This is a genomic window from Petrotoga sp. SL27 (assembly GCF_002924605.1).
In the GTDB taxonomy this organism is placed as follows: Bacteria; Thermotogota; Thermotogae; order Petrotogales; family Petrotogaceae; genus Petrotoga; species Petrotoga sibirica.
Genome location: NZ_JAIP01000002.1, coordinates 84,446 through 108,489, shown reverse-complemented (window position 1 = coordinate 108,489; position 24,044 = coordinate 84,446). Strand labels below are relative to the sequence as shown.

At 32.9% G+C, this 24,044-nt stretch carries 25 protein-coding genes; 13 read left to right on the top strand and 12 right to left on the bottom strand.

Translation table 11 applies throughout. The features are described 5' to 3' along the window. Positions 1–255: 255 nt before the first annotated feature. Positions 256–489: a hypothetical protein gene (locus tag AD60_RS10285; RefSeq protein ID WP_166667768.1), complete on the top strand. Its 234-nt coding sequence runs from the start codon at positions 256–258 to the stop codon at positions 487–489. Positions 490–595: 106 nt separating this feature from the next. Here the strand turns inward: AD60_RS10285 and AD60_RS01200 are convergent, their stop codons facing one another. Together AD60_RS01200 and AD60_RS01195 are read right to left on the bottom strand one after the other, a co-directional pair. After that, on the bottom strand, positions 596–778 hold the full coding sequence (locus AD60_RS01200) for a hypothetical protein (protein WP_103876050.1): 183 nt from the start codon (positions 776–778) through the stop codon (positions 596–598). A 3-nt stretch (positions 779–781) separates the two neighbouring features. Further along, positions 782–1,042: a hypothetical protein gene (locus AD60_RS01195; RefSeq protein WP_233186775.1), complete on the bottom strand. Its 261-nt coding sequence runs from the start codon at positions 1,040–1,042 to the stop codon at positions 782–784. Positions 1,043–1,931: 889 nt separating this feature from the next. On the opposite strand from AD60_RS01195, the gene AD60_RS01190 reads away from it, so the two are divergent. Then, entirely contained in the window at positions 1,932–3,341 is a 1,410-nt protein-coding gene (locus AD60_RS01190) for a radical SAM/SPASM domain-containing protein (protein ID WP_103876049.1), read from the top strand. Further along, positions 3,338–5,056 (top strand): ABC transporter ATP-binding protein, encoded by a 1,719-nt coding sequence (locus tag AD60_RS01185; protein ID WP_103876048.1) that lies wholly within the window; start codon positions 3,338–3,340, stop codon positions 5,054–5,056. The genes AD60_RS01190 and AD60_RS01185 overlap by 4 nt, the downstream gene beginning before the upstream one ends. Before the next feature lie 71 nt (positions 5,057–5,127). Here AD60_RS01185 and AD60_RS01180 read toward each other — a convergent pair whose 3' ends face one another. After that, a complete protein-coding gene (locus tag AD60_RS01180) occupies positions 5,128–5,310 on the bottom strand; it encodes a hypothetical protein (RefSeq protein WP_103876047.1) in 183 nt (60 codons plus the stop codon). A 3-nt stretch (positions 5,311–5,313) separates the two neighbouring features. Beyond that, positions 5,314–5,574, bottom strand: coding sequence for a hypothetical protein (locus AD60_RS01175; protein WP_199177799.1), 261 nt, complete (start codon positions 5,572–5,574; stop codon positions 5,314–5,316). A gap of 291 nt (positions 5,575–5,865) precedes the next feature. On the opposite strand from AD60_RS01175, the gene AD60_RS10585 reads away from it, so the two are divergent. The 3 genes from AD60_RS10585 (at position 5,866) to AD60_RS10580 (ending at position 6,754) form a co-directional block, all read left to right on the top strand. Beyond that, entirely contained in the window at positions 5,866–6,000 is a 135-nt protein-coding gene (locus AD60_RS10585; protein WP_255396809.1) for a hypothetical protein, read from the top strand. A 101-nt stretch (positions 6,001–6,101) separates the two neighbouring features. Continuing rightward, positions 6,102–6,305 carry a hypothetical protein gene (locus AD60_RS01170; RefSeq protein WP_103876046.1) on the top strand — a complete coding sequence of 68 codons (204 nt, stop codon included), beginning with the start codon at positions 6,102–6,104 and terminating at the stop codon, positions 6,303–6,305. A 323-nt stretch (positions 6,306–6,628) separates the two neighbouring features. Continuing rightward, positions 6,629–6,754: a hypothetical protein gene (locus AD60_RS10580; protein ID WP_255396808.1), complete on the top strand. Its 126-nt coding sequence runs from the start codon at positions 6,629–6,631 to the stop codon at positions 6,752–6,754. Positions 6,755–6,890: 136 nt separating this feature from the next. Here the strand turns inward: AD60_RS10580 and AD60_RS01160 are convergent, their stop codons facing one another. The 8 genes from AD60_RS01160 to AD60_RS01125 form a co-directional block, all read right to left on the bottom strand. Next, positions 6,891–9,263, bottom strand: coding sequence for a Lon protease family protein (locus AD60_RS01160; RefSeq protein WP_103876044.1), 2,373 nt, complete (start codon positions 9,261–9,263; stop codon positions 6,891–6,893). A gap of 15 nt (positions 9,264–9,278) precedes the next feature. Beyond that, a complete protein-coding gene (purB, locus tag AD60_RS01155; protein WP_166667769.1) occupies positions 9,279–10,577 on the bottom strand; it encodes an adenylosuccinate lyase in 1,299 nt (432 codons plus the stop codon). Continuing rightward, a complete protein-coding gene (gene proC / locus AD60_RS01150; protein WP_103876043.1) occupies positions 10,570–11,394 on the bottom strand; it encodes a pyrroline-5-carboxylate reductase in 825 nt (274 codons plus the stop codon). Before proC ends, purB begins: the two co-directional genes overlap by 8 nt. A gap of 1 nt (position 11,395) precedes the next feature. Continuing rightward, a complete protein-coding gene (locus tag AD60_RS01145; RefSeq protein ID WP_103876042.1) occupies positions 11,396–12,646 on the bottom strand; it encodes a glutamate-5-semialdehyde dehydrogenase in 1,251 nt (416 codons plus the stop codon). A gap of 107 nt (positions 12,647–12,753) precedes the next feature. Then, the gene (locus AD60_RS01140) at positions 12,754–13,062 is read right to left on the bottom strand and encodes a PadR family transcriptional regulator (RefSeq protein WP_103876041.1); all 309 of its coding nucleotides are present in this window, start codon (positions 13,060–13,062) and stop codon (positions 12,754–12,756) included. Positions 13,063–13,089: 27 nt separating this feature from the next. Continuing rightward, positions 13,090–14,253, bottom strand: a complete 1,164-nt coding sequence (locus tag AD60_RS01135) for an MFS transporter (RefSeq protein WP_103876122.1) — start codon at positions 14,251–14,253, stop codon at positions 13,090–13,092. Between the two features lie 52 nt (positions 14,254–14,305). Further along, the gene (locus AD60_RS01130) at positions 14,306–15,097 is read right to left on the bottom strand and encodes an ABC transporter permease (RefSeq protein ID WP_103876040.1); all 792 of its coding nucleotides are present in this window, start codon (positions 15,095–15,097) and stop codon (positions 14,306–14,308) included. A gap of 1 nt (position 15,098) precedes the next feature. Further along, entirely contained in the window at positions 15,099–15,725 is a 627-nt protein-coding gene (locus AD60_RS01125) for an ATP-binding cassette domain-containing protein (protein WP_158248345.1), read from the bottom strand. Between the two features lie 135 nt (positions 15,726–15,860). On the opposite strand from AD60_RS01125, the gene AD60_RS01120 reads away from it, so the two are divergent. From AD60_RS01120 to gatB, 7 genes are read left to right on the top strand one after another with little or no spacing between them, the layout of a single operon-like run. Beyond that, positions 15,861–16,433, top strand: coding sequence for a flavin reductase family protein (locus AD60_RS01120; protein WP_103876038.1), 573 nt, complete (start codon positions 15,861–15,863; stop codon positions 16,431–16,433). Beyond that, a complete protein-coding gene (locus tag AD60_RS01115) occupies positions 16,426–16,932 on the top strand; it encodes a hypothetical protein (RefSeq protein ID WP_103876037.1) in 507 nt (168 codons plus the stop codon). Before AD60_RS01120 ends, AD60_RS01115 begins: the two co-directional genes overlap by 8 nt. A 57-nt stretch (positions 16,933–16,989) precedes the next feature. Then, a complete protein-coding gene (gene pheS / locus AD60_RS01110) occupies positions 16,990–18,024 on the top strand; it encodes a phenylalanine--tRNA ligase subunit alpha (RefSeq protein WP_103876036.1) in 1,035 nt (344 codons plus the stop codon). A gap of 45 nt (positions 18,025–18,069) precedes the next feature. Further along, the gene (pheT, locus tag AD60_RS01105) at positions 18,070–20,502 is read left to right on the top strand and encodes a phenylalanine--tRNA ligase subunit beta (protein ID WP_103876035.1); all 2,433 of its coding nucleotides are present in this window, start codon (positions 18,070–18,072) and stop codon (positions 20,500–20,502) included. Positions 20,503–20,539: 37 nt separating this feature from the next. Next, positions 20,540–21,220: a rhomboid family intramembrane serine protease gene (locus AD60_RS01100; RefSeq protein ID WP_103876034.1), complete on the top strand. Its 681-nt coding sequence runs from the start codon at positions 20,540–20,542 to the stop codon at positions 21,218–21,220. Between the two features lie 27 nt (positions 21,221–21,247). Next, positions 21,248–22,609 carry an Asp-tRNA(Asn)/Glu-tRNA(Gln) amidotransferase subunit GatA gene (gene gatA / locus AD60_RS01095; RefSeq protein WP_199177798.1) on the top strand — a complete coding sequence of 454 codons (1,362 nt, stop codon included), beginning with the start codon at positions 21,248–21,250 and terminating at the stop codon, positions 22,607–22,609. After that, positions 22,599–24,035: an Asp-tRNA(Asn)/Glu-tRNA(Gln) amidotransferase subunit GatB gene (gene gatB / locus AD60_RS01090; protein ID WP_166667770.1), complete on the top strand. Its 1,437-nt coding sequence runs from the start codon at positions 22,599–22,601 to the stop codon at positions 24,033–24,035. Before gatA ends, gatB begins: the two co-directional genes overlap by 11 nt. Positions 24,036–24,044: the final 9 nt, after the last annotated feature.

The window sequence follows — 24,044 nt, the reverse complement described above, 5'->3', positions numbered from 1 at the left end:
GAGAATGTTGAGGAATCAAATTAGTGAAATTAATGCTTGTTTTCATTGTGTTTTAATGCTATTTAATAAAGTAGTAATGAACCTAGAAGAAAATAATCCAGATGCAGTTTTAGATTAAGAAAAAGTGAGCCCGATTCTTTCCCGAAAATAGAGGTTAATTAGTCAGGAGTTAAAGTTGTATCATAATTAATTGCCATTTAAATAAGATATTGGTTGGAATGTATTTATGTCTATAAGTAGGCATAGCTAACGGATGTGAAAGGCTGGATACAAAGAGATAGAAAGGTACAAAGAGCTAGAAGAAATGGAGGTCCAAGTAGGTTTGACACATTAGAAGAGATAGCAAAAAGAGACAGAGAAAAAGCTAAGAGTGAAGGTAAACTTGAAGAAAGGAAAAGATTTATAGAATTCATTATAAAAAATTTAAGCAAAAGATTCGGTAACCAATTAACTGAAGAAATAAAAGATAAGATAAGAAGAGCAGGCTAAAAAACGATAGATTACATAGGGGATAACTTGTTAGAAATAACCATAGAAGAACTAAAAGAGTTATTGAAATGATTTTGAAAAGGCGCCCAACATGGGCGTTTTTCAATTAAAAATTGTTGCTAATTTTGATGAACACTTCTCTTCTTTCCACTTCAAAAACATAAAAAGAAACAGCAGATGGTTTTCTTTTCAACGTGTATTTTTTCACGAATGGATCAATCTCTTTTGGTACTTTCGGTGTGAATTCTTTTGGTATATCCTTTAAATCATAGTACCTTAAATGCTTCAATGTTTAAGCGAGCTGCTTTTTCGTATCTTTCTTCGTTAAAAGATAATACAAACCACCTTTTTTCAGCCCCTTTATCTCTTCATCTATTATCTCAAGGGCTTCATCGTATTTAACATCCCATTTTAATTTCAAAACGTTTATGTAATTGACAATGCTTTTATTTTTATCTGGTCTATCACTTTCTAAGTAATGAATAACATAATTCAAAATTGGTCTTATGAACTGTCCTTTATTCACAATTTCAACCAAAGATCGAAGATTCATTCTATGAACCTCCTTATCCTCAAAAAATATTTACACAGCGTTATAATAATGGAATATTCGTTTACTTTAATTCAACTTAGAAATTTTTCTAAAAATAGATCGAAATCATTCAAACACAATTGTACCATAATACAGATAAAAAAAGAAAAAGAGAATATAAGTAATTTAAAGATAACAAAAATTATCGAGTTTGGTTTTAACATAAGCTTTTTCTGACCGATCTCTGTAATACTTTATCAATGTATATTTGAAGACAATTAAAAAAACACTTGAAAACCATATGGGAAAGTGTATGATTAAAGTGAAGGGTTGGATTATTTGAGATATTAGTTTTAAATTAAAAGAATAATTCAAGGGGGTGAAAGAGGATGAAGAAATTTTTTGTTGTTTTGTTGATCAGTGTACTGGTGTTAGGGGGTATATTTGTTTTTGGAGGGGCTGATGGATGAGAAAATGGTACATCTGGTATAGAACAGACTGAGATTGTAAATGTTGTGGAAGAAGTAGAGTAAATGCTTGTTTGGGCCAGTTACTCTAGACAAAAAACAACGCTTGGGAAAGCTTAGAAGATTTAAGAAAGTATCTAGATAAGTTTTCGAAAGAAAAGATTGCGAAGTTAGGAATTATTTGCCGGCAAGAAGCAACCCTGCAGGGAAAGAAAAAGATTAATTCGAAAGGAGGAGGAGAATAATGATAAAATTAAACTCTATGAGCAAATACGTCCTCGCTTGTGGTTGCTTTATCGGTTCTTGTGGTAATCAACCTGCCACATAAAGCGGATTAGTAAAGTAGATGGTGATTAAGATCAAGGATTCCTTGAAAAAAGGAATCCTTGATACATGATATAAGTTTAACTAATGAAAATCAAACTCGAAAGGATGTGAATTAATTGAACAAAGCACTCGATTTGATAATCACAAAAAAAAAGCGGATGCAAGATTTTTCCTTGTTCCAAAAAAACGGAGCCACTGTTTTGTGGGATAAATTAACTTTAAATGCATATTCGTTAGACAAAAAGCATACAGAATTCTTTAACAAACTTCTAGAAATAGAAAATCAAGAAGAAATAAATAAATTCATTATAAGAGAAATAAATAAATCTCCCGAATTAGAAAATGAACTAATAGAGTTACTTCAAGATTTAAATTTAAAAAAAGAAAGTAAGAACCTACGTCAGCTCAATCTCTTAATATCCCAAAAATGCTTGTTAGGTTGCCTTTATTGCTATGCTAAAAAAGGAACATATGGTTACCCTTCTTTTATGAAACCTCTAGCCGTAAAAAACAGCTTGGAATCTTTTCTTTCAATTTTTGATAATATAGGGATGATTCAGTTTTTTGGTGGAGAACCTCTATTAAATTTAGAACTAATAGAGTACACAATTAAATTAATACAAGAATTATTTTCCGAAAAAATTATTCAGAAGAAACCAGATTTCCTTGTAGAAAGTGGATTAGGCGTACCTGAAGAAATAGTGAGAAAGTTTGCAAAACTATTACAAGTTTATCCAGAAATACGATTGACAGTTAGCTGTGATGGACCTTCTGAAATTCAAAATATTTTAAGACCTTTTAAGAATGGTAAACCATCTTATAACTCTGTCATTGGAAATCTCAATTATTTAAAAAAATATGGTCAACCTCATGCAATCGAAGTTACTTATACAAAGATCCATTTTGACAAAGGGATATTACCATCAGATTTAATAAATTACTTTAAAGAAGAATTAGGATTAAAGGAATCGTTGGTTTTTGTAATTCCTGTAATCTCTAAAGATCCTTCTTTGGCTTTGCCAAGAGACGTTGAAATAGAAATATTGTATGAATATCATGTTAAAATGTTAAAATCCGTAAAAAACGTAACTTCTTATCCAAGATATAGTATAGATAAGTTTAAAAAACATGTTGAAAATACTGTTCTAAGTTATGTTCCTAGTAAATATTTCTGTGATGGGGGAATTGAGGGCTATGCAGTAGATACATTTGGAGATATTTACCCCTGTCATATGTTAGTCGGAATGGAAAAATTCAAGATAGGGAATGTTGGAGAAAATATAGAAAAATTAAAAATGAATTTAGAAAACTTCGCACTTAAGCAAAAAAAAATAGTTGAAAAGGCAAAATACGATAAATGTAAAAACTGTTATTTAGAAAATTATTGTTCTGGTTGTCCCTCCGCAAATTATTTGCTAAAAGGGAATATGGTTCCTTCTTTCTCTGATTGCGAAATTCGAAAACAAACAGTAAAAGAGTTGCTTTTAGAATATGCCAAAATTACATCTCAGGAGGTACAAAATTGAAAAAAGAAAACGTTCAAAGTTTGAGAAAATTGTTAAAATACTCTAAAAAATACTTAAAGTATCAGAAAACCCCTCTGATTCTCACACCATTATTGTTATTGGTTTCTATTCTAAGTCCCTTTTTAATCAAATATTTAATTGATGATATCATTGGTAACCATGAATTTTCGCAAATATTACCATTTGTTATCCTTTTTACAACCGTAATATTAACTGAAAGGTTAATTTCCTTTATTGTCAATTATGGTTATTATAAATCTACCAATTTAGCAGCAAGAGACGAACAAATTTACATGTTTAAAAAAATACTAACGATCCCTATAAAAGAATTTTCGCATAACAAAATTGGTGATTTCATGTCAAGAGTGCTTTCCGATACGTTGGAAGTTTCCTTTTTCCTTGGAGCAGGAATTTCAGTAATAACCTATAATATTATACAACTCATCCTTGTTTCTTCGGTTTTATTATATCTAAATTGGCAACTTGCTGTTATAACCTTCATTATGGTTCCTTTTTACTATTTTTCACTTCGAGCATTTGATAAAAAACTTCAAAAGAGTTCTGAGTTAGAAAGGATCGCTTACAGTGATCTTACTGAAGAATTGAGAGAAAAAATAGGAGGTCTTGTGTCAATAAAATCTTTTTGTAAAGAAAAATTTTTTTCAAAACAATTCTCGAAAATATCATGGATTTGGGTTGAGAGAAAAAACAGACTGAATATGTTTAATCAATCTGCTGAGGATTTTATGTCTTTTATATATGAATTGATCCCTGTTTTGATACTGGGTTGTGGTGCGTATCTAATATTAAAAGGAAAAGCTACCCTTGGAACCCTAATGGGGTTTTATGCTTACCTGGGTTGGATATTTACTCCTATAAGAAATCTTAGCAGTTTCTATATCCAAATGCAAAGAGTCCGACAAATTTCAGAACGTATCTTTGAAATACATAATTTCCCAGAAGAAAAAATGAGAGAAGAAGAACCTTTTCCTAACAATGATTACCCTATTACCTTTGAAAACATTTGTTTTAAATATAAAGACAACACCGTCCTGCATGATATAAATTTAACCATTGGAACAAAAGAAAAGGTCGCAATTGTTGGAACAAGTGGTGCAGGCAAATCCTCTTTTGTCAATCTAATCCCAAGATTTTACGAACCTACTACAGGAAAAGTTATGATCAATGGTATAGATGTTAAAAAATATAATCTGAAGCAATTAAGAAAAAATATTATCATTGTTAGGCAAGATGATTATTTATTCAACATGACGATCAAAGAAAACATAATGTTGGATGATGAATTCACTGAAGAGGAATTCATGAAAGCGGTAAAGAAAGCTAAGGTAGATAAATTCATAGGACTTTTAGATGAAGGATACGACACAGTAGTTGGAGAAAGAGGAAGTAAGTTATCGGATGGGCAAAGGCAGAGAGTAGCGATAGCAAGAGCATTGATAAGGGAACCAAAGGTATTGATACTGGATGAAGCAACGTCAGGGGTAGATTCTCAAACAGAAGAAGAAATATTCGATGAATTGAAAGAGTACAAGATGACTTTGATAATAATATCCCACAGATTGTCAACGATAAGAAAGGCTGACAAAGTGATACTGTTGAAAGATGGAGAGATAAAAGGAGAAGGAGTACATGAAGAGTTATTAAAAAATGCTCCCATTTACAGAGAAATAATAGAAAGTCAGTTGATTGTATGAAAGTTTGATTAGTCACTATTTTCAAGAGAACCTAATCTTTGAAAAGACGCCCAACATGGGCGTTTTTTCAATTAAAAATTGTTGCTAATTTTGATGAACTCTTCTCTTTCTTCCCCTTCAAAAACATAAAAAGAAATAGCAGAAGGTTTTCTTTTCAACGTGTATTTTTTCACGAATGAATTAATCTCTTTTGGTACTTTCGGTGTGAATTCTTTGGGTATATCTTTTAAATTGTAGTACCTTAAATGCTTCAATGTTTAAGCGAGCTGCTTCTTCGTATCTTTCTTCGTTAAAAGACAATACAAACCACCTTTTTTCAGCCCCTTTATCTCTTCATCTATTATCTCAAGGGCTTCATAGTATTTAACATCCCATTTTAATTTTAAAACGTTTATGTAATTGACAATGCTTTTATTTTTATCTGGTCTATCACTTTCTAAGTAATGAATAACATAATTCAAAATCGGTCTTATGAACTGTCCTTTATTCACAATTTCAACCAATAGTTTAATGTTCATTTATATACCTCTTTTTCCTTTACCCAATAGCAACAAAAATATGAAATAAAATTTACTTCAAAAACCCTTTCTTTGGAATGTTAATAACTCTTGAAGCTTTTATATTTTATTCTAGAGTTTATTATATCATAACCCTCTTATAATAACCAAAAGAAAGACAAAGGCATCATATCCGATAAAAAACATCGTAAATAATTTTAACATAAGTTTTTTTGACCGATCTCTGTAATACTTTATCAATGTATATTTGAAGGCAATTAAAAAACCTTGTACTAGGAGGAGAATGAAAATATGAATAATCTGAACCCTGAATACACCTTAGAAGGCGCTGAGTGTGCGGGGTGTTTTATTTGTAGTGGTTGCTTATTAGGAGGTTGGTCCGTACTTATGCTGATTAGTTTAGCTACTATGGTATACGTTTGTTGAAAGGAAGATAAGTAATTTATTATTATAGGGGAAGAGGAAATTTTTCTCTTCCATATAAGAAATTCATTTTTGTATGAAATATAAAGAAAGGAAGGAAAAAAATGAAAATGTTGAGAGGGCAATTTTTGATAGTGTTTATTTCGATTTCTATCACCTTCACTTTTTCAGTAAGTTTAGAATTTGATGAAAGCTTTATTGTTAATTTGCTTGACAATGAAAGCGAAATATTGGATATAGTTAGCCGAAAAGGTAATGTGTATCTTTTGTCAGAGAACGGCTTAGTGTATATCATAGATTCAAAGTGAAGTGGAAATATTCGTATTAGATGAAGATTTGAATATAAGATTGTATATAAATAGTCCAAATTTGCTTTACTATCCGAAGTTTGCCTTTGATGAAAATGTAAATGCCGATGGGAAAAATATCCTCTACATATACAATCACAGAGACCTTAAGAGATATTTCTTTGAGTCTTCTCTCCCACAAAAAATATGTAAATGGGAAACTTTTTAAATAATTAAAAAGTTAAAAGAGAAAAGGAAGCATGATGGAATAAAATACTAGGGGGTTTGGGAAAGAAAACAAAGAAGCTGTTATCAATTTATGGGGTGTGTAGAGAAAGTCTCCTGTGACAGAAGAGTTCAATGACATACTGTTATGGATACTGTTAGGAGGGATATTTTTATTTTTCTTCACAGTAGTAGCTGGGAAAAGGATAACACAAGAGGCTGTAGTATTAACGATGCCAAATTAAAGGGATTTAAGGATAAAGTTTAAAATGGGTGGGGAGCTCTCTCAGCTGACAAAGCCAAGAGAAGTTTTCTGCAATTTATGGTTTATAATTAAAAACACCCATCAATATATATGATGGGGGTTTTAAAAGTGGACAGTTATTTGTTTTCTTCTTCGTTTTTTCCTTTTTTCTCTTCTTTTGATAATTTCTTGAGGTTTTCACTCACATAGTAATAAAATGTACCTTCTTCATATTCTCCCTTTTCGTTTGGTATTCCTGCTTTGTAGCCTGTCATTAGTTCGATCCCTTCGTCTATATTATCAATAGCCCAAATATGGAACTTCCCATTTTGTATATCTTCGTTTATTTCGTCTTTCAATACGATATTATCGATATTCTTACTTGGAATAATCACCCCTTGGTCTCCTGTAAAATTAAGATTTTTACAGGCATCGTAAAATCCTTCTATTTTCTCGATTATTCCTCCAACCGGTAAAACTTCTCCGTTTTGATTCATAGATCCGGTAATGGCAATATTTTGTTTCAATGGAATGTTAGCTATAGAAGACATTAAAGCCAGCGTTTCTGCTATTGTAGCGCTATCTCCTTCGATGAGGGTATAAACTTGTTCGAAATTTAAAGAAACACCGAAGCCTGTTTCTATGAAAGAAGAAAATTTGTGTTTGAAATAGTTTTCTATTATCAATGAGGATTTTTTGTATATTTTTCCGCTTAAATCGATATCTCTGTGGATGTTTATGATTTTTTCAGAAGAGGATCTGTAACTTTTTGCTGTTATCTTGACTGGATGGCCAAAGGTGAAATCTCCTGTATCCAAAACAGTTAATCCATTAATTTGTCCAATTTCAGAGCCTTCAATCCTTATGTCAATCTTTTTCTCTTTTATTGCATTGAATAATTTTTTCTTATGAAATGAAAACATCTTTTCTCTAAACTTTATAGTGTCTTTTATATCTTTGGAGGTTATGTATGGGGATGTTCCATTTTTTTGAGAAATATTGAAAGAGTCAATTAGTAGATTTTTAATTTCTCCCAATTTTAAAGAGAACCTTTTGTTGTTTCCATTCAACCTACAACTGTACTTGATAATCTCCTTAATCGCATCTTTTGTAAAATGTGAGATATCGTTTTCTTCAACTGTGTTGCTTAAGAAGGCTAAAAATCTATTCAAATTATCGTTATTTAAATCTGTCTCATAGTCAAATTGTGATTTTATAGGGAAAAGTTTTTCAAATTCACTATCGTAAAGTCTTAATAAATCGTACACCCATTCTTCTCCAATAAGTATCACTTTAACGGCTAAAGATAACGGTTCTGGTTCCAAACTTTCAAAACTCGAATAGCCTTCAGCGGTCTGAATATTTTCAATTTTCACTTCTTTTTCCGCTAAAACTCTCTTAATTACCTCCCAAGCGTAAGGTTTTTTTAAAACTTTTTCTGCTTCCATTATTAGATAACCACCGTTTGCCCTGTGAAAAGCTCCCGATTTTATCATTGTAAAATCAGTTTGAAGGAGTCCCATTTGTGAATAATACTCTATTCTACCAACCAAATTGGAAAAAGTAGGATTGTCTTCTTCTATGACAGGAGCGCCTTGTAGATAAGAATTATCCACTACAATGTTGACGTTGTATCTTTTTTCTTTAAGATAAGTTATTAGGTTTTGATTTTCGGAAGTTAATTGGGATAGGTGAGAAGCTATGTCTTCTTTTAAGTTTTGAAGGTATTCAAAAACATCCGAATATTTAAGATATTTCTTTTCAAGGGGCTCAAAAAGCTTAGTTAAGCTAAATGCAGCCCAATAACGTCGTAAGTTTTTGACTTCTTCCCAGTATTCTTTATCCATCTCCGTGATCTTTACCATAGTTTTTTCAATTAATTCTCTCAACTTCTCTGAATTTTTTCGAAAGTACTCTTTTATCTCTTCTGGAAGGTTTTCAAACTCAGAACTGCTTATTTTTTTGCCATTGTACACTGGAACACTCACTATACCTTTTTCAGAAGCCTCAAGTATAAAACCAAGAGCTTGAGCCTGTTTTCTTAGATCAGACCATAATTTTTCCCTCTGTTCATTGTAATCTTTTTCTAATGAGCTTAACCTTTGTTGAAATTCTTCTGTTTGCATAGTCTTATTTAAAACTTGTACAGACGAATTAATAATAGATTGTAATTCAGATTTGAAATTTTTAGCTTCTCCTGCGGGCAGTTTCAACAGCTTGGGTTTCTTTTCTTCCTTGAAATTAAAAACATACATAAGATCTTGAGGGGCTCTTTGAGATAAAGATATTTTTTCTATTATCTTCCGCGTCATATCTCTTCTACCGCTACGATTTGGACCAACTACGAAAACGTTGTTTGAATCGTTGCTGCTTTCCAAGGCAAATTGCAGTATTTCACATGCATCCGTTTGTATGGTGTAATCTTGATAAGAACCAATTTTAATTTCTGAGGTGTTATCGATGTTTATGTCGGGGATTTTAATTTTAAAATCACTTAAAGTAAGTTTCATGGTTTATGCCTCCATTCAAGATAAATTAAACCTTTCATAAATCTCATTTACATTTTTTAGATAATAATCAGGCGAGAAGATATCTTCAAGTGTTTCTTTCCCTGATAATTTTTCCCTTACTCTTTTATCTTCCAATAAAATAGCTTTAAAATCACGTCTTTCATTCCAAGCTTTCATAGCGTTTTCTTGAACTATTTTGTAAGCTTCTTCCCTGCTTACCCCTAATTCAACTAACTTCAACAAAACCCTTTGAGAATAAATTAAATTATAAGATTTTTCTATGTTTTCTTTCATTCTATCTTTGTGAACCACTAAATTATGAACTAGGTAATTTGCTTTATTCAACATATAGTAAGTAAGCATGGTTGCATCCGGTATAAACACTCTTTCTACAGAGGAATGAGAAATATCTCTTTCGTGCCACAAGGAGATATTCTCATAAGCAGAAGATAGATAAGATCTTAGCATTCTTGACATCCCCGTCAACCTTTCACACAATATGGGGTTTTTCTTATGGGGCATCGCTGAAGAACCCCGTTGCCCTTTTTTAAAAGGTTCTTCTACTTCCAGGACCTCTGTTTTTTGAAAGTGCCTGATTTCTATAGCAAGTCTTTCTATACTGCTTCCTATCATAGCTAAAGCGCTGAAAAATTCAGCATGAAGATCCCTTGGCAAAACTTGAGTAGATACTTTACAAGGTCTGAGGTTGAGTTTTTTCAAAGCGATTTCCTCTACTTTTGGTTCTATGTTAGCATAATTTCCAACGGCTCCGCTGAGTTTACCTTGAGAAATGTTATCTATAGCCTTTTCTAACCTTTCTTTGTTTCTTTCTTCTTCTGCGACAAATCCTAAAATTTTTAATCCAAAAGACGTTGGTTCGGCGTGTACCCCATGGGTTCTTCCAACTATAATAGTATACTTATGATCAACAGCCATTTTTTTCAGATTAGCTATATATTTAGTTAGCTCATCAAGAATAACCTCTCCTGCTCTTTTTATAGCTAACGATAAAGCTGTATCGACAATATCTGATGATGTCAGGCCCTTGTGAAAGTATCTTGCCTCATCTCCCATATCTTCAGTTACGACTTTTATAAAGGCTATGACGTCATGATCCACTATTTTTTCTGTATCTAATATTTTTTGAACGTCTAATTTTGCTTTTTGTCGAATATTTCTGGATGTACCTTTGGGAGCAAGATTCAGTTCTTCGAAGGCTTCTATTACAGCTACTTCTACTTCAAGCCATCTCTTATACTGAGCATCTAAAGTCCAAATGTCTTTAATTGGAGAAAGAGAGTACCTTTCAATCAATATCAACACCTCTTTGTGAATTCAGTTCTTTCGACCTTATAGTTGCTTCTTTTACTGCGTCCATAAGGATACCTCTTAAACCACGAGATTCTAAAACTTCTATTCCTTTTATTGCTGTGCCTCCTGGGGAAGTAACCATATCTTTTAACTCTCCGGGATGTTTTTGTGTTTCTAAAACCATTCTTGAAGCCCCGAGTAAAGTTCTTGCCGCAAATTCAGTAGAAAGCTCTCTAGGCAAACCCATCAGGACACCACCGTCGGATAAAGCCTCTATCATTATATAGGCATATGCAGGTCCGCTCCCACTTAAAGCAGTTATCGAGTCCATCATATCTTCTTCAACCAAATATACTTTTCCAACACTTTCCAAAATCTCCATAACCGTTCTCAAATCATTTTCTTCAACGTTATTCTTTTTACTTATAGCAATAACGCCTTCACCAACTAAAATAGGAGTATTGGGCATTGCTCTAATTATCTTTGATGAATTTGGTAAAGATTTATCCAAATGGTGCAGACTTACTCCTGCAGCTATTGATATAACTATCTTATCTTCACAAGAGGGGCCTATTTCCTTCAATACTTTGTCTATTACTTGCGGTTTCACAGCTAAAAGAACGATGTCGGATTCTTTCACAGCTTTTGCGTTATCAGTCATGGTTTTTATGTCACAGTAATTAGAATTTCTTTCAGAATCGTATTCAAAGAGATCTGTTCCTATTATTTGTTCTCTTTTAAGTGTTTTAGTTTGAATTAAACCTTTTATTAAGGTGCTTCCCATTTTTCCCAATCCTATTACACATAGCTTTTTATCCATACTATCTGACCTGCCCGTTTCCCAAGATAATGTATTTGGTGGTTGTTAACTCATTGATTCCAATAGGCCCTCTGACATGCAATTTTTGTGTGCTTATTCCCATTTCCGCACCGAAACCGAACTCTTCGCCATCGGTAAATCTCGTGGAAGCATTGACGTAAACAGCTGCAGAGTCTATTTCGTTTAGGAATTTTTGAGCGGTTGTATAATTCTCAGTGATTATCGCTTCGGAATGCTTTGTACTGTACTTGTTTATATGGTTTATAGCTTCTTCAGTACTATCAACTATTTTAACGGCCATTATATAATCCAAATATTCAGTTGACCAATCATCGTCTTGTGCCGGTTTCATTTTAGGTATTATTTTCAAGGTTTTTTCACAACCTCTCAATTCTACTTTCTTTTCAAAGATTGAGTATATTTTTGGTAGAAACTCTTTTGCGATATCTTTGTGGATCAATAATTTTTCTGCTGCGTTACAGACAGAAGGCCTACTGGTTTTAGCGTTTTCAACGATTTTAAGTGCCTTTTCAAGATTTGCTTGTTTATCAACATACACGTGACAGTTCCCCGCCCCCGTTTGTATAACAGGGATCATAGAATTTTCAACGGTATTTTTAATTAAAGATGGACCGCCTCGAGGTATCAGCACATCGATGTATTCGTACAACTTCATCAATTCATCAACAGCTTTTCTATCTGTTACCTCAATGAACTGCACTATATCCTTTGAAAAACCAGCTCTTTCAATAGCTTGATGGATAATCTTTACCAAGGCGTTGTTAGAATGGATCGCTTCAGAACCGCCTCTTAATACCACACAGTTACCGGATTTTATACATAAAGCCGCTGCATCCACCGTTACATTTGGCCTACTTTCATATATAATAGCGATTACACCTAATGGAACTACCATCTTTCCAATCATCAATCCATTTGGCCTTTTCCACATCTCAGAGATGTTGCCAACGCTACTTTGAAGTTGAGCCACTTTTTGCACACCTTTAGCCATTTTGCTGACTCTTTCATCGTTAAGTAACAACCTATCTAAAAGGCTGTTTGACATTCCTGTGTCTTTAGCTGCTTCAACATCTTTTTGATTTTCTGATATTATATAGTTTTTATTTGCGATTAACTCTTCTGAAATACAGTTAAGAATTTTGATCTTGTCCGTATCAGAAGTTGAACTAAAGCTTCTTGAAGTATCTTTAGCCTTTCTTGCCTTATTTAAAACATACTCCTCTAAATTCACAATTTTGCCCTCCCTCTTTCGATTTTTCCCCGTTCCTTTTTCTATGTTTTTTAATTATATCATAACTTTTTAAATGAGAATGTAAGGACAAACTCCAACTTTTCTTTTTATATGATTTCATGAAATAGTTCTTTTACTTTTCCTCTTAGTTTCTTTAATAGGTTTTCTCCTTGGCTCGTAATAGAGTAATATATCCTTTTTTTACCTTCTACTATTTCAATCCTTTTAGCCAGAAGATTTTCTTTTTCCATCTTGTGTAGTAATGGATACAAAGTACCGGGACTTATATTGTAACCGTGCCTTTTTAACTCAGAAATCATCCAACTTCCATAGATAGGTGTTTTTTGTGCATGGTGCAATATGTGTATTTGAATTAAACCATTTAAAATTTTATTTAAATATTTATTCGTTTTAATATGATCTTTTGATTCTTCTATGAGTATTTACCCCCTTTCATTTTTATTTAGAGTGTTAACAAGTTTAAATTTGAACAGGAAAAGAGTGAAAACAGCTGCACTTTCTATTATCATGGAAAAGACAACCAAACTTACGACTGTATGATCGTACAAGATCCCCATAAACGCACTGCCTATGAACCAAAAAAGGCCAAAGATAGCGTTAAAAAAGCCATAGGCTGTACCTCTTTTCTCAGGGGTCACGATATCAGCTACTACAGATTTTAAAATGGATTCTTGGGCTCCCATTCCGACTCCCCACAAAATAACCCCTAAGATCACTAACAATGAAGAGTTAGATAAAAATGAAAAGGGAGAAAAAAATATCGAAAGACTAGAGGCGATTATAAGACTGGTGACTCCAACTTTGTCATAAAACAAACCAAAGATCAATGCAGAAACCGCATCAACGCCCATAGCTATCGCATACATAAAAGGTATCATGGTTGAATTGAAAATATCAATTCTTTGAAAATGGAAAGCCAACAAAGGAAAATCCGCAAAACCTGCAGCAATTAAGGAGATGGCTACTAAGTACAACCAGTACGATTTTGATATTCCCTCAAAGTTGATCTTATCCTCTTTTACTTCAAACTTCTTGGGTTGGGGAAAATTCAATCTACTAATCGACAACAAAACTAGGGTAATCAATGCAGGTATCAACAATATTGCAAATGCTAATCGGTAGTTTGTTAACTCATCGCCTGACTTGAATAATAGGATTAAACTTAAAATTACAGGTCCTGAGACAGCTCCAATTTGATCGAGTACCTCTGCTATGGCAAATCCTTTACCACTTCCCACATTTCGTGCTGCGTATGACATAAGTGTATCTTTCGAAGGCTTTCTTATAGCTTTTCCTGTTCTTTCCATAATTATCAGCATAGCTGCTATTTCCCATCTTCCTGCAAGAGCTAATAAAGGAACAGAAAATAGATCCATTCCATAGCCTAAAAAAGTGAAGAGCCAATATCTACGAGTTTTATCACTTAAATAACCCGTTAACAACCTCAAACCATAACCTATGAACTCACCTAAACCAGAAATGATTCCCACCGCTGTTGCACTTGCTCCTAATAAACCTAAATACGGACCGATTAAACTTCTTGCCCCTTCGTGGGTGATATCTGCGAATAAACTTACAATTCCCATAACAACTATAAAACCCATAGCCGTTTTTTTCGTTTTAGAACACCTTCTTTTTTTATTTTTTAAATATATCTTCTCGAAGTATCCCATACTCATCGAAGCTACTTTTCATTGTGAATAATATTGTTAGTGTTATAGTAAGAGAGACAGATGTTAAAATAGATACATAAATAGCAATTTGATATTTTATCGCTGTTTCTGGAGATGCACCTCCCAAAATCTGGCCGGTCATCATTCCTGGTAGATACACAATTCCAACTGTAGCCATGTTTGCTATGGTTGGTCTGAGAGCAGATATCAACGCACTCCTTAAGTATGGAAGTGTGGCTTCATAAACGGTAGCTCCATTTCCCAAGGCAAAAAAATATCTCTGCTTATTTCTTTGTATATCTTTGTAAAAATTACTTATTCCAATAATATCTCCTGTTAAAGCGTTGCCTAAAAGCATACCACCTATTACAACGAAATATCTCGCAGTGAAAATATTATCTAGCCTTAAAATTACAAAATCAAAATAAAAAAGTACAATAAAATTAGAAATTGTAAGAGCAAAAAATACCGGCCAAACAAACCTTTTAAAATTTAAACCGCTGCTACCAATCACTCGAAATGCGGCAAAGGAGATCATAAAAAATAACCAGCCTATATTTAACCATGTATGATCAAATTGAAAAAGATAGGCTAAAATTAAAGACATGATAAAAAGTTGGACGCTCATTCTGATCGTTGAAATTACGGCATCTCGGCTTATTTTCAAATTAAAAATATAACTCAAAATAACAGGGAAAAATATTAATAAATAAGCCATTGCAAGTGAAAATAAAGAAAGATCAGTTGTAGGTTCCATTTTAATTTCCCCCCATTTCTATTATATTTAAACCTTCATTATTCAGCCATTCTTGATCATGAGATATTGCTATCAAAGTCCATTCTTTTTTTGATAATAAATATTTTATAACTTTATTTTTCATTTCTCTATCCAGTGAAGAGGTACTCTCATCTAGTAAGTATATCTTTTTATTTAAAAGTGTAAAGATAGATATCAAAACTCTCTGCTTTTCACCACCCGAAAGAGCTTGGAAGTCTTTATCTAAAATATTTGCTTCTAGTTCAAAAAAATCAAATAATTCTATTAATTTTGATTCTTCAAAAGGTGCTTTAAGGTTTATTTTATAACTCAATATATTACGAATTATTTCTCTTACCGTCCCGTCAACAACATCTAGTTCCTGCCCTATGTACACGGTCTCTTTTCTTAAAACCCATATATTTTTACCATTCAATCGTTCATTTTTGTATAGTAATTGTCCTTCATCTGGTTTCATGAATCCTAAAAGTAATCTAAAAATGGTGGTTTTTCCAATTCCGGATTTTCCAAAGATAAGGGTTTTACTCCCCTCTTGGACTTTGAGATTAAAATTTCTTAGAACGTATTTACCTTGGAACTTTTTTGAAACGTTTTGAAATTCAATCAAAATTATTCCCTCCATATATATCTAATTTCGATATCGGAAATTGATAATTATATTATAACTTTTTCTTCCAAATTGTCAATGAAAATGTCAGATTTTTCTATTGTTATGGTATAATTTTCTTTTGGAGGGGTAAATATGAGTATCAATCAATTCAGCAAAAATATGGTTATGCCGGTGTGCTTGATCACAGTTAAAAGTGGATCTTTTATCAATTCAATGACGGTAGCTTGGAATACTCCGCTTTCTGCAAACCCACCCTTGTTTGGATTTGCTATTAAAAAACAAAGATATACTTATCCAATGTTAATTAAAGAAAAAGAATTTACAGTTACTTTTTTACCATATGAGAAAGCAGAATTATCTGTAAAACTTGGGCGGATTTCCGCAAGAGAAGGTGATAAACTCTTGGCAGTCGGAGTTAAGATGAAAGATTCTGAATTTGTAAAAGCTCCCTATATCGAAGATGGTTATTTTTCAATGGAATGTACTTTAGAAAATTCCTTTACTACAGGAGACCATGAGTTTGTTGTTGGAAAAGTTGTGGCTGTCCATGAAAATGAGGGATCATTAGAGAATTTAAAACCATTGATGTATCTAACTAAAGATACTTTTTCTACTATTGACGCAGGTAAAATTAAAAAGATAGATACTAAGAGAATAATCGAAGAGATCAGAATAATGTTAAAAAGAGGTGTGCAAGGTGATTGAGGGAGGAGTTTCAAATAGCCTTATTTTGGATATTGTACAACCTTCTCTCACCTTTCCAGAAATTAAGTTGGAAAAAGGTATTTCGTTAGGTTTATATACCACTGAGACCGAATTAATGACGTCATATTTCTTTAAGTTAATTTCTGAACCTGAAAAGTATGCAAAAGAAGTTAAAATAAATGGTTTTCTGGCCAACGGAATGAATTGGGTAGGAAGATCCTTTACACATATAGTGGTACCTCAAATTTGGCAAGATAGTATATACAACATACTAAAAAACAAACCTAAACGACGTCATTTGATATTTATAGGAGCGAGAAAATGTGATATTAACTACGCTGAGCTTTCTGACATTTCAACGATCATTTCTTATTATAAAAAGGACTGTAGTATATTGGTAGTAAGTGATTCTGTGGAACTATTGCAAGCAACCACTGATAGGGTAGTTAATATGTTGGGAGAATCTATTGTGTATGGATCAAAAGAATTTTTCGATTGATATTTTAGAAAAAAACAATTTTCCAAAGTTAAATTTTTAAAATTTAGGAGGATTTTGATGTCTTTAACAATAGACAGAGATGAAATCATAGGCACTTTAAAAAGAGAACTAATAGAAGTAAAAGAAATACAGGAATTTCAAAATCTTAAATCTAAATATTTAGGTAAAAAAGGTTTGATCAAATCTCTAATGAACAATCTTAAAGATATCGATGACGTAGCATTAAAAAAACAATATGGTAAAACTGTGAATGAATTAAAAGAAGAATTAGAAACCATTTTTGATAAAAAGTTAAATGAATTGAAAGAAAAAGAAAGGGAAGAAAAGGAGAAAAAAAACTGGGTTGATATTACAATTCCCGGAGCCCGTAGAAAGATTGGAAAAGAAAATTTAATCACAAAAACAAGAAAAGAAATAGAAGAAATATTCATCGGAATGGGTTTTTCGATAGCTGAAGGTCCAGAGATAGAGAATTCTTGGTATAATTTTGATGCGCTTAATACCCCTGAATGGCATCCTGCCAGAGAAATGCAGGATACTTTTTATTTATCTTTGGACAAAGAAAAGCTTTTAAGGACCCATACCTCTCCCGTTCAAGTGAGAACGATGTTGAAAAGTAAGCCTCCGTTGGCTATAATATCTCCCGGAAGGGTATACAGAAAAGATGAATTAGACGCCACCCATTCCCCTGTTTTTCATCAAGTAGAAGGGCTGTATGTTGATAAAAATGTTTCCGTTTCACATTTAAAAATGTATCTTGAAGTTTTTGCACAAAAATTTTTCGGGAATAAAGTTTCGGTATTGTTGCGTCCGAGTTATTTCCCTTTTACTGAACCAAGTTTTGAGGTAGATATCAGTTGTATCTTTTGTGGAGGAAAAGGGTGTAGTGTTTGTAAAAATACCGGTTGGATAGAAATATTGGGAGCCGGTCTAGTTCATCCTAACGTTTTTCAAAGCGTTAATTACGATCCGAAAGTATGGCAAGGCTTTGCTTTTGGAATGGGGATTGAAAGAGTGGCGATGTTGAAATATAACATTCCAGATATAAGAGAATTTTATAAAAATGACATTAGATTTATAGAAACTTTATAATCAACAATACGGCATAGGCAAGCAAAATTTTAGAGGGAGGTAACGATGAAAGTATCCTTAAATTGGCTTGAAGATTATATAAAAGTCACAAAAAATATCGAAGAATTGGTAAAAGAGATAAAACTTCACTCGTCGGATGTAGAAGGTTTTGAAAAAGTCGGGAGTAATCTTAATAATATCATAGTTGGAGAGATTCAGGAAATAGCTCCGCTTGAAAATGCTGATAATTTAGTAGTATGTAAGATAGATTTAGGGAAAGGTATAAAAAATATAGTCACTGGGGATCTTACAGTTAAGGTTGGTGAAAAAGTTCCGGTGGCACTTCCTGGGGCGACTTTAGCAAATAATTTAAAAATAGAAGAACGAGAGTTTAAGGGAGTAATTTCTCAAGGAATGATGTGTTCTTTGAAAGAATTAGGTATATCTAATGATGCGGATAAAGTTTATAGAATAGTAGATGACGTTGCGAATGGAACGGATTTTGTTAAATTTTTTGATGTATACGATCAAATTTTAGAGATAGAGATACTCCCCAATAGGCCTGATTTACTTTCTTATTTAGGTGTTGCAAAAGAGTTAGAAACGATAGATTGTGGTGTAGGATTTAAATTACCTGAGTATATAAAAATTAGTAAAGGTGAGGGGTTTCCCGTAAGAATAGAATATGAAAAATGTAATCGATATATGGCAACAGTTGTAAAAAATGTTAAAATTGGTCCCTCCCCCATGTGGCTTGTTAAAAGATTGGGAAGATCAGGAATAAGAAGTATAAACAATATTGTAGATATAACGAACTATGTAATGTTAGAGACAGGTCACCCCATCCATGCATTTGATTTAGATCTTATAGGGGATCAAATAGTTGTTAGAAAAGCCAAAAAAGGCGAAAAAATACTGCTTTTGGATGGTAAAGAGTACACCATGGAAGGAGCAGAAACACTTATAACCGACGGTGATAACATAATTGCACTTGGAGGCATAATGGGTGGAGAATTAAGTGGGATCAATGAAAATACGAAAGATATCTTACTAGAAGTTGCGCATTTTGATCCTGTTAATATAAGAAAGTCTTCCACTTACCATAAGATAACCTCTGATTCTTCGTACCGTTTTGAAAGAGGAGTTGATCCAAACGATAGTGAGATGGTAATGGGTAGATTAATTAAATTGATTAACGAATTGGCAGGGGGAAAAGTAGACGGACCTACAACGGATATTTATCCAGAACCTATAAAAAATAAAGAAATATTAATTAAAAAGAGTTATATAAACAATAGATTGGGAAAAGAATTAGCAGAAAAAGAAATTGAACAAATATTAAAAAAATTAGATTTTTATTTCACAATAGTGGAAAAAAGTTCAAACCAGAAATCAATGGAAGAAAAAATTAAGGTGATGGATTTACCTCGGGATATAATAGATGAGGAATGGAAGGTTTCTATTCCAACAAAAAGGCCAGATATTACACAAGAAATTGATCTTGTTGAAGAGGTTGGTAGAGTTTACGGCTATTCAAAAATACAGTCTGCTTTCCCAAATCTAAGTGGAATGATCGGAAGTAAGGGAGATTTTGTTTCTTTTAAAGAAAAGGTAGCAGAGATTATGTTGGCTAACGGTTATCACGAGGCAAAGACCTTTCCGCTGAACAACGGGAATAAAATGTGGATGGAAAACAAATTGGATTTAAGATTGATTAATCCTATCTCTGCGGAATTAGAATACATGTCATTCAAATTGATATATGGTTTATTAGATTCGGCTTCTTTTAATTATAGAAACCAAACAAAAGATATAAAAATGTTCGAAATTGATAAAGTTTTTCAAGCAGATAAAGACGGTGAGACAGGTGCAAAGGAGTTTACTAACCTCGCCTTTGTTGCAACAGGAAGAGAAAATAATGATGATTTCACAGATAAGAGAGAGGTTACATTTTATTCTGTAAAAGGAGCTTTAGAAAACTTATTGAATGAATTCAACGTAAAAATAGAATACGTAAGAAATGATCAACCTGGTTTTCTGAAAGCACAAAGTGCTCGGTTATTTTTCAATAACGAAGAAGTTGGCTTTTTAGGTCTACTTGATCCGGCAACAGCAGAGAATTATTACGAAATAAAAGACCCAATATATATCTGTGAGATCAATCTGGATAAGATTTTTATAGATAAAAAAGAAATAAAAAGAGAATTCAAAAAAGTGGATTTTCCTGCTATCAAAAGGGAATATTCTATGATTGTTCCCATCAACATCGAATTTAAAGAGATTCAAGAAATAATAGTAAGTGCTGCAGATATTGTGGAAGATTTTAAGATCTTTGACGTTTACAGAGGGAAAAACATAGAAGAAGATAAAATAAGTATAACCGTTTCAATAGTTTATAGATCAGAAAATAAAACTTTAACAGAAGAAGAAGTCAATGAAGTGGAAAGATCCATTTTAGAAAGATTGAACGATAAAGGAATCAAACTCCGTGAAAACTAAGGCATACCATACATATAGATAAAGAAAGGAGAAAGAGATGCAAAGAAATGTCACAAGTTACTTAATAATATTGAATGTTTTGATATTTATAATGATGTTTTTATTTGGTGGTATAAGAGCTTTTTCTAGCCCACGTATATACATACTTTTTGGAGCCCAACTTGGTAATTTAATCACTGCTGGGGAGTGGTTTCGATTGATTACTTCTATGTTTGTTCATGGTGGATTATTTCATGTATTTTTCAATATGTTTGCCCTATTTTACGTGGGAAACTTAGTTGAAAGGGCATATGGAAAAGAAAGATTTATTTCAATATACATTTTATCAGGGCTTTTTGGTAATCTTTTAACCCACTTATTTTTACCGGGTGCGATCTCTGTAGGAGCATCAGGTGCGATATTCGGATTGATAGGACTACTTTTTGGGGCGGGATTTAGGCACGATACCCCAACTATATTGAGACCTGTAACAGGGACCGCTTTACTCCCAATTATCTTAATAAACGTGATCTGGGGATTCTTACCAGGTGCTAATATAAACAATTTTGCACATTTAGGAGGATTAGGAATAGGTTTTACCTTTGGTTGGTTAACACCTATAAGGTACACAAAGAGGAGTTACCAAGGGTGGAGAACGCTTTCTTACTTGTCTTACGGATTAATTATTGCAAGTTTTGTTTTACTTTTGATATTCGATTTTAGATACTACATATTTTAATTAAAACTCTTTTTTGAGGTGATGTATTTGACCATAGATGATTTGGTTGGTAAAAATGTCATAGAAGAAAGTATCAAAAAGATTTATGAAAAAGATAAAGAAATAAATTCAGTTTTGAGAATAGAAAAGGTTGAAGGGAATAAAGATGGCGACTATTTTGGCATACCTTTTTTGGTCAAGGATAACATTTTAGTTGAAGGAACTAAAACAACAAACGGTTCTAAAATCCTTGAAAATTATAATTCTCCTTATACCGCAACTGCCGTTGAAAGGCTTTTAAAAGCAGGTTTTACAGTGGTAGGGAAAACTAATATGGACGAGTTTGCCATGGGTAATACCAACGAACATTCAGCCTTTGGAGCTGTAAGAAATCCTAAGGATTTGGCACGAGTCCCGGGGGGTAGTAGTGGAGGTTCAGCTGCAGCTGTAGCAGCAGGGTACGTTCCATTTTCTCTAGGATCCGATACCGGAGGCTCAGTAAGACAGCCCGCCGCTTTTTGTGGTGTTGTTGGATTTAAGCCGTCATACGGTATGATATCACGATACGGTTTAACCGCTTTTTCATCTTCATTGGATCAAATAGGTGTTTTTGCAAATAATGTTAAGGACGTTAGAACTGTTACAGAAATTATGAAAGGAAAAGATCCCAAGGATTCAACCACGTTGGAGCACGATAAAGATCTGGTAAAAGATGTAGATATAGATTTATCCAAAACCAAAATTTGCATTCCAAAGGTTGTTTACCATGAAAATGCAGATAATAATGTAATAAAACAATTTGAAAGGGCTATTAACTTTTTGAGAAGCAAAGGAGCAATAGTTGACGTAAAAGACATACCGGAACTTGAATATTCAGTAGCAATTTATTATATAATAGCCCCTGCTGAAGCTTCATCCAATCTTTCAAGATACGATGGTGTCAAATATGGGTTGAGGAACGATGCCTTAGGTTTGAATAGAATGTATAAATCTACTAGAGAAGTTGGTTTTGGTATGGAAGTAAAAAGAAGAATAATGATGGGAACTTTTAATCTATCTTCTCTTTATTACGATCAATATTACTCAAAAGCCTCAAAAGTAAGAAAATTGTTGAGTGACAAAATAAAGGAAGTTTTAAACGATTATAATTTGATAATGACCCCCACATCTCCTGTTCTCCCACCAAAGATAGGGGAAAAGTTAAAACCTTTAGATTATTATTTAATGGATATTTTTACAATCCCTGCGAATTTAAATGGATCACCTGCCATAAGTATTCCTTTTGGTGATGTCCAAGGGTTACCTTTTGGTATACAATTCATTGGTCGATATATGAAGGATGAGGAATTATTAACTATAGCAGACAATTTCTTTAAAGAGACCTCCAGGGAGTTGAAAAATTATGTATAAAACCATTATAGGATTAGAAATACACGCCCAATTACTAACAAAATCCAAAGCCTTTTGTTCATGTAGTACAGAGCATTATGAAGCTGAGCCGAATATTAATATTTGTCCAGTATGTACAGGCCAACCTGGAACGTTGCCGGTATTAAACGAGGAAGCGCTTAAACTTGCGATAAAAGCTGGATTAATATTAAATGGACGTATAAATAAGTTTTCTAGGTTCGATAGAAAGAATTATTTTTACCCCGATTTGCCAAAGGGTTATCAAATTACGCAGTATTTTCATCCCATAGTAAGTGGAGGATACATAGACGTTGAAGGCAAAAAGATAAGAATAAGAAGGATGCATATGGAAGAAGATACGGCTAAGATGCTTCATGAAGGGGATCAGATTTCCTATGCTCAAGAAAGTTTAATCGATTTTAATAGGGCAGGCATACCTCTTTTAGAAATTGTAACCGAGCCGGATATAGAGACTCCTAAACAGGCAAGGATATTTATGGAGAAATTAAGAAATTTGCTTAGATACGCTGATATTTCAACGGGTGATATGGAAAAAGGAGCTTTGAGATGTGATGCAAATATTTCTATTCTTAACCAAAAAAACGAAGAAATAAGTAAAAGGGTAGAGATTAAGAATATAAACTCATTCAAATTTGTAGAAAAAGCGTTAGAATATGAAAGAGATAGGATTATTAATAATTTAGAAGAAGGTAGGGAGTTAATACAAGAAACGAGAGGGTGGGATGCCAACAAAAAAGAGACATTTTCGATGAGAACAAAAGAAGAAGAGATGGACTACAGATATTTTCCTGAACCAGATCTCCCCATCCTAATTTTGAACGATGAACTTATTGAAACAGTAAAAAAACTCATTCCTGAAATGCCAGAAGAGAAGACTAAAAGGTTTGTTGCACAGTACAACATACCTGAATATGACGCACAAATTCTCTCTTCAGACAAAGAGTTAGCTGATTATTATGAAAGATGCGTAGAATTGACTAAGGATGCCAAATTTGTTAGTAATTTTATCTTAACTGAGTTATTAAGAGAGATGAAAGAAAATGAGGATAGTATCGAAAATGTAAAAATTAAACCCGAGCATTTTGCGGAATTAAAAATGCTTTTAGATACAAATACAATTTCAACAAAGATCGCTAAAGATATTTTTCCCCAGATGTATAGAACAGGTGATAGCCCCAAACTGATCGTTGAAAAGAAAGGCTTAAAACAAATAGAAAATGAAGATGAGTTAAGAAAAATAATTGAAAATGTTTTAAAAGAAAATCCCGATAGTGTTGAAAAGTATAAGAATGGTAAAAAGAAACTTTTGGGATTTTTTGTTGGCGAAGTTATGAAGCAAACAAAGGGCAAAGCTAACCCTCAAAAAACGAACGAAATACTCAATGAATTACTTGAAGATAATTGAAAATCATCA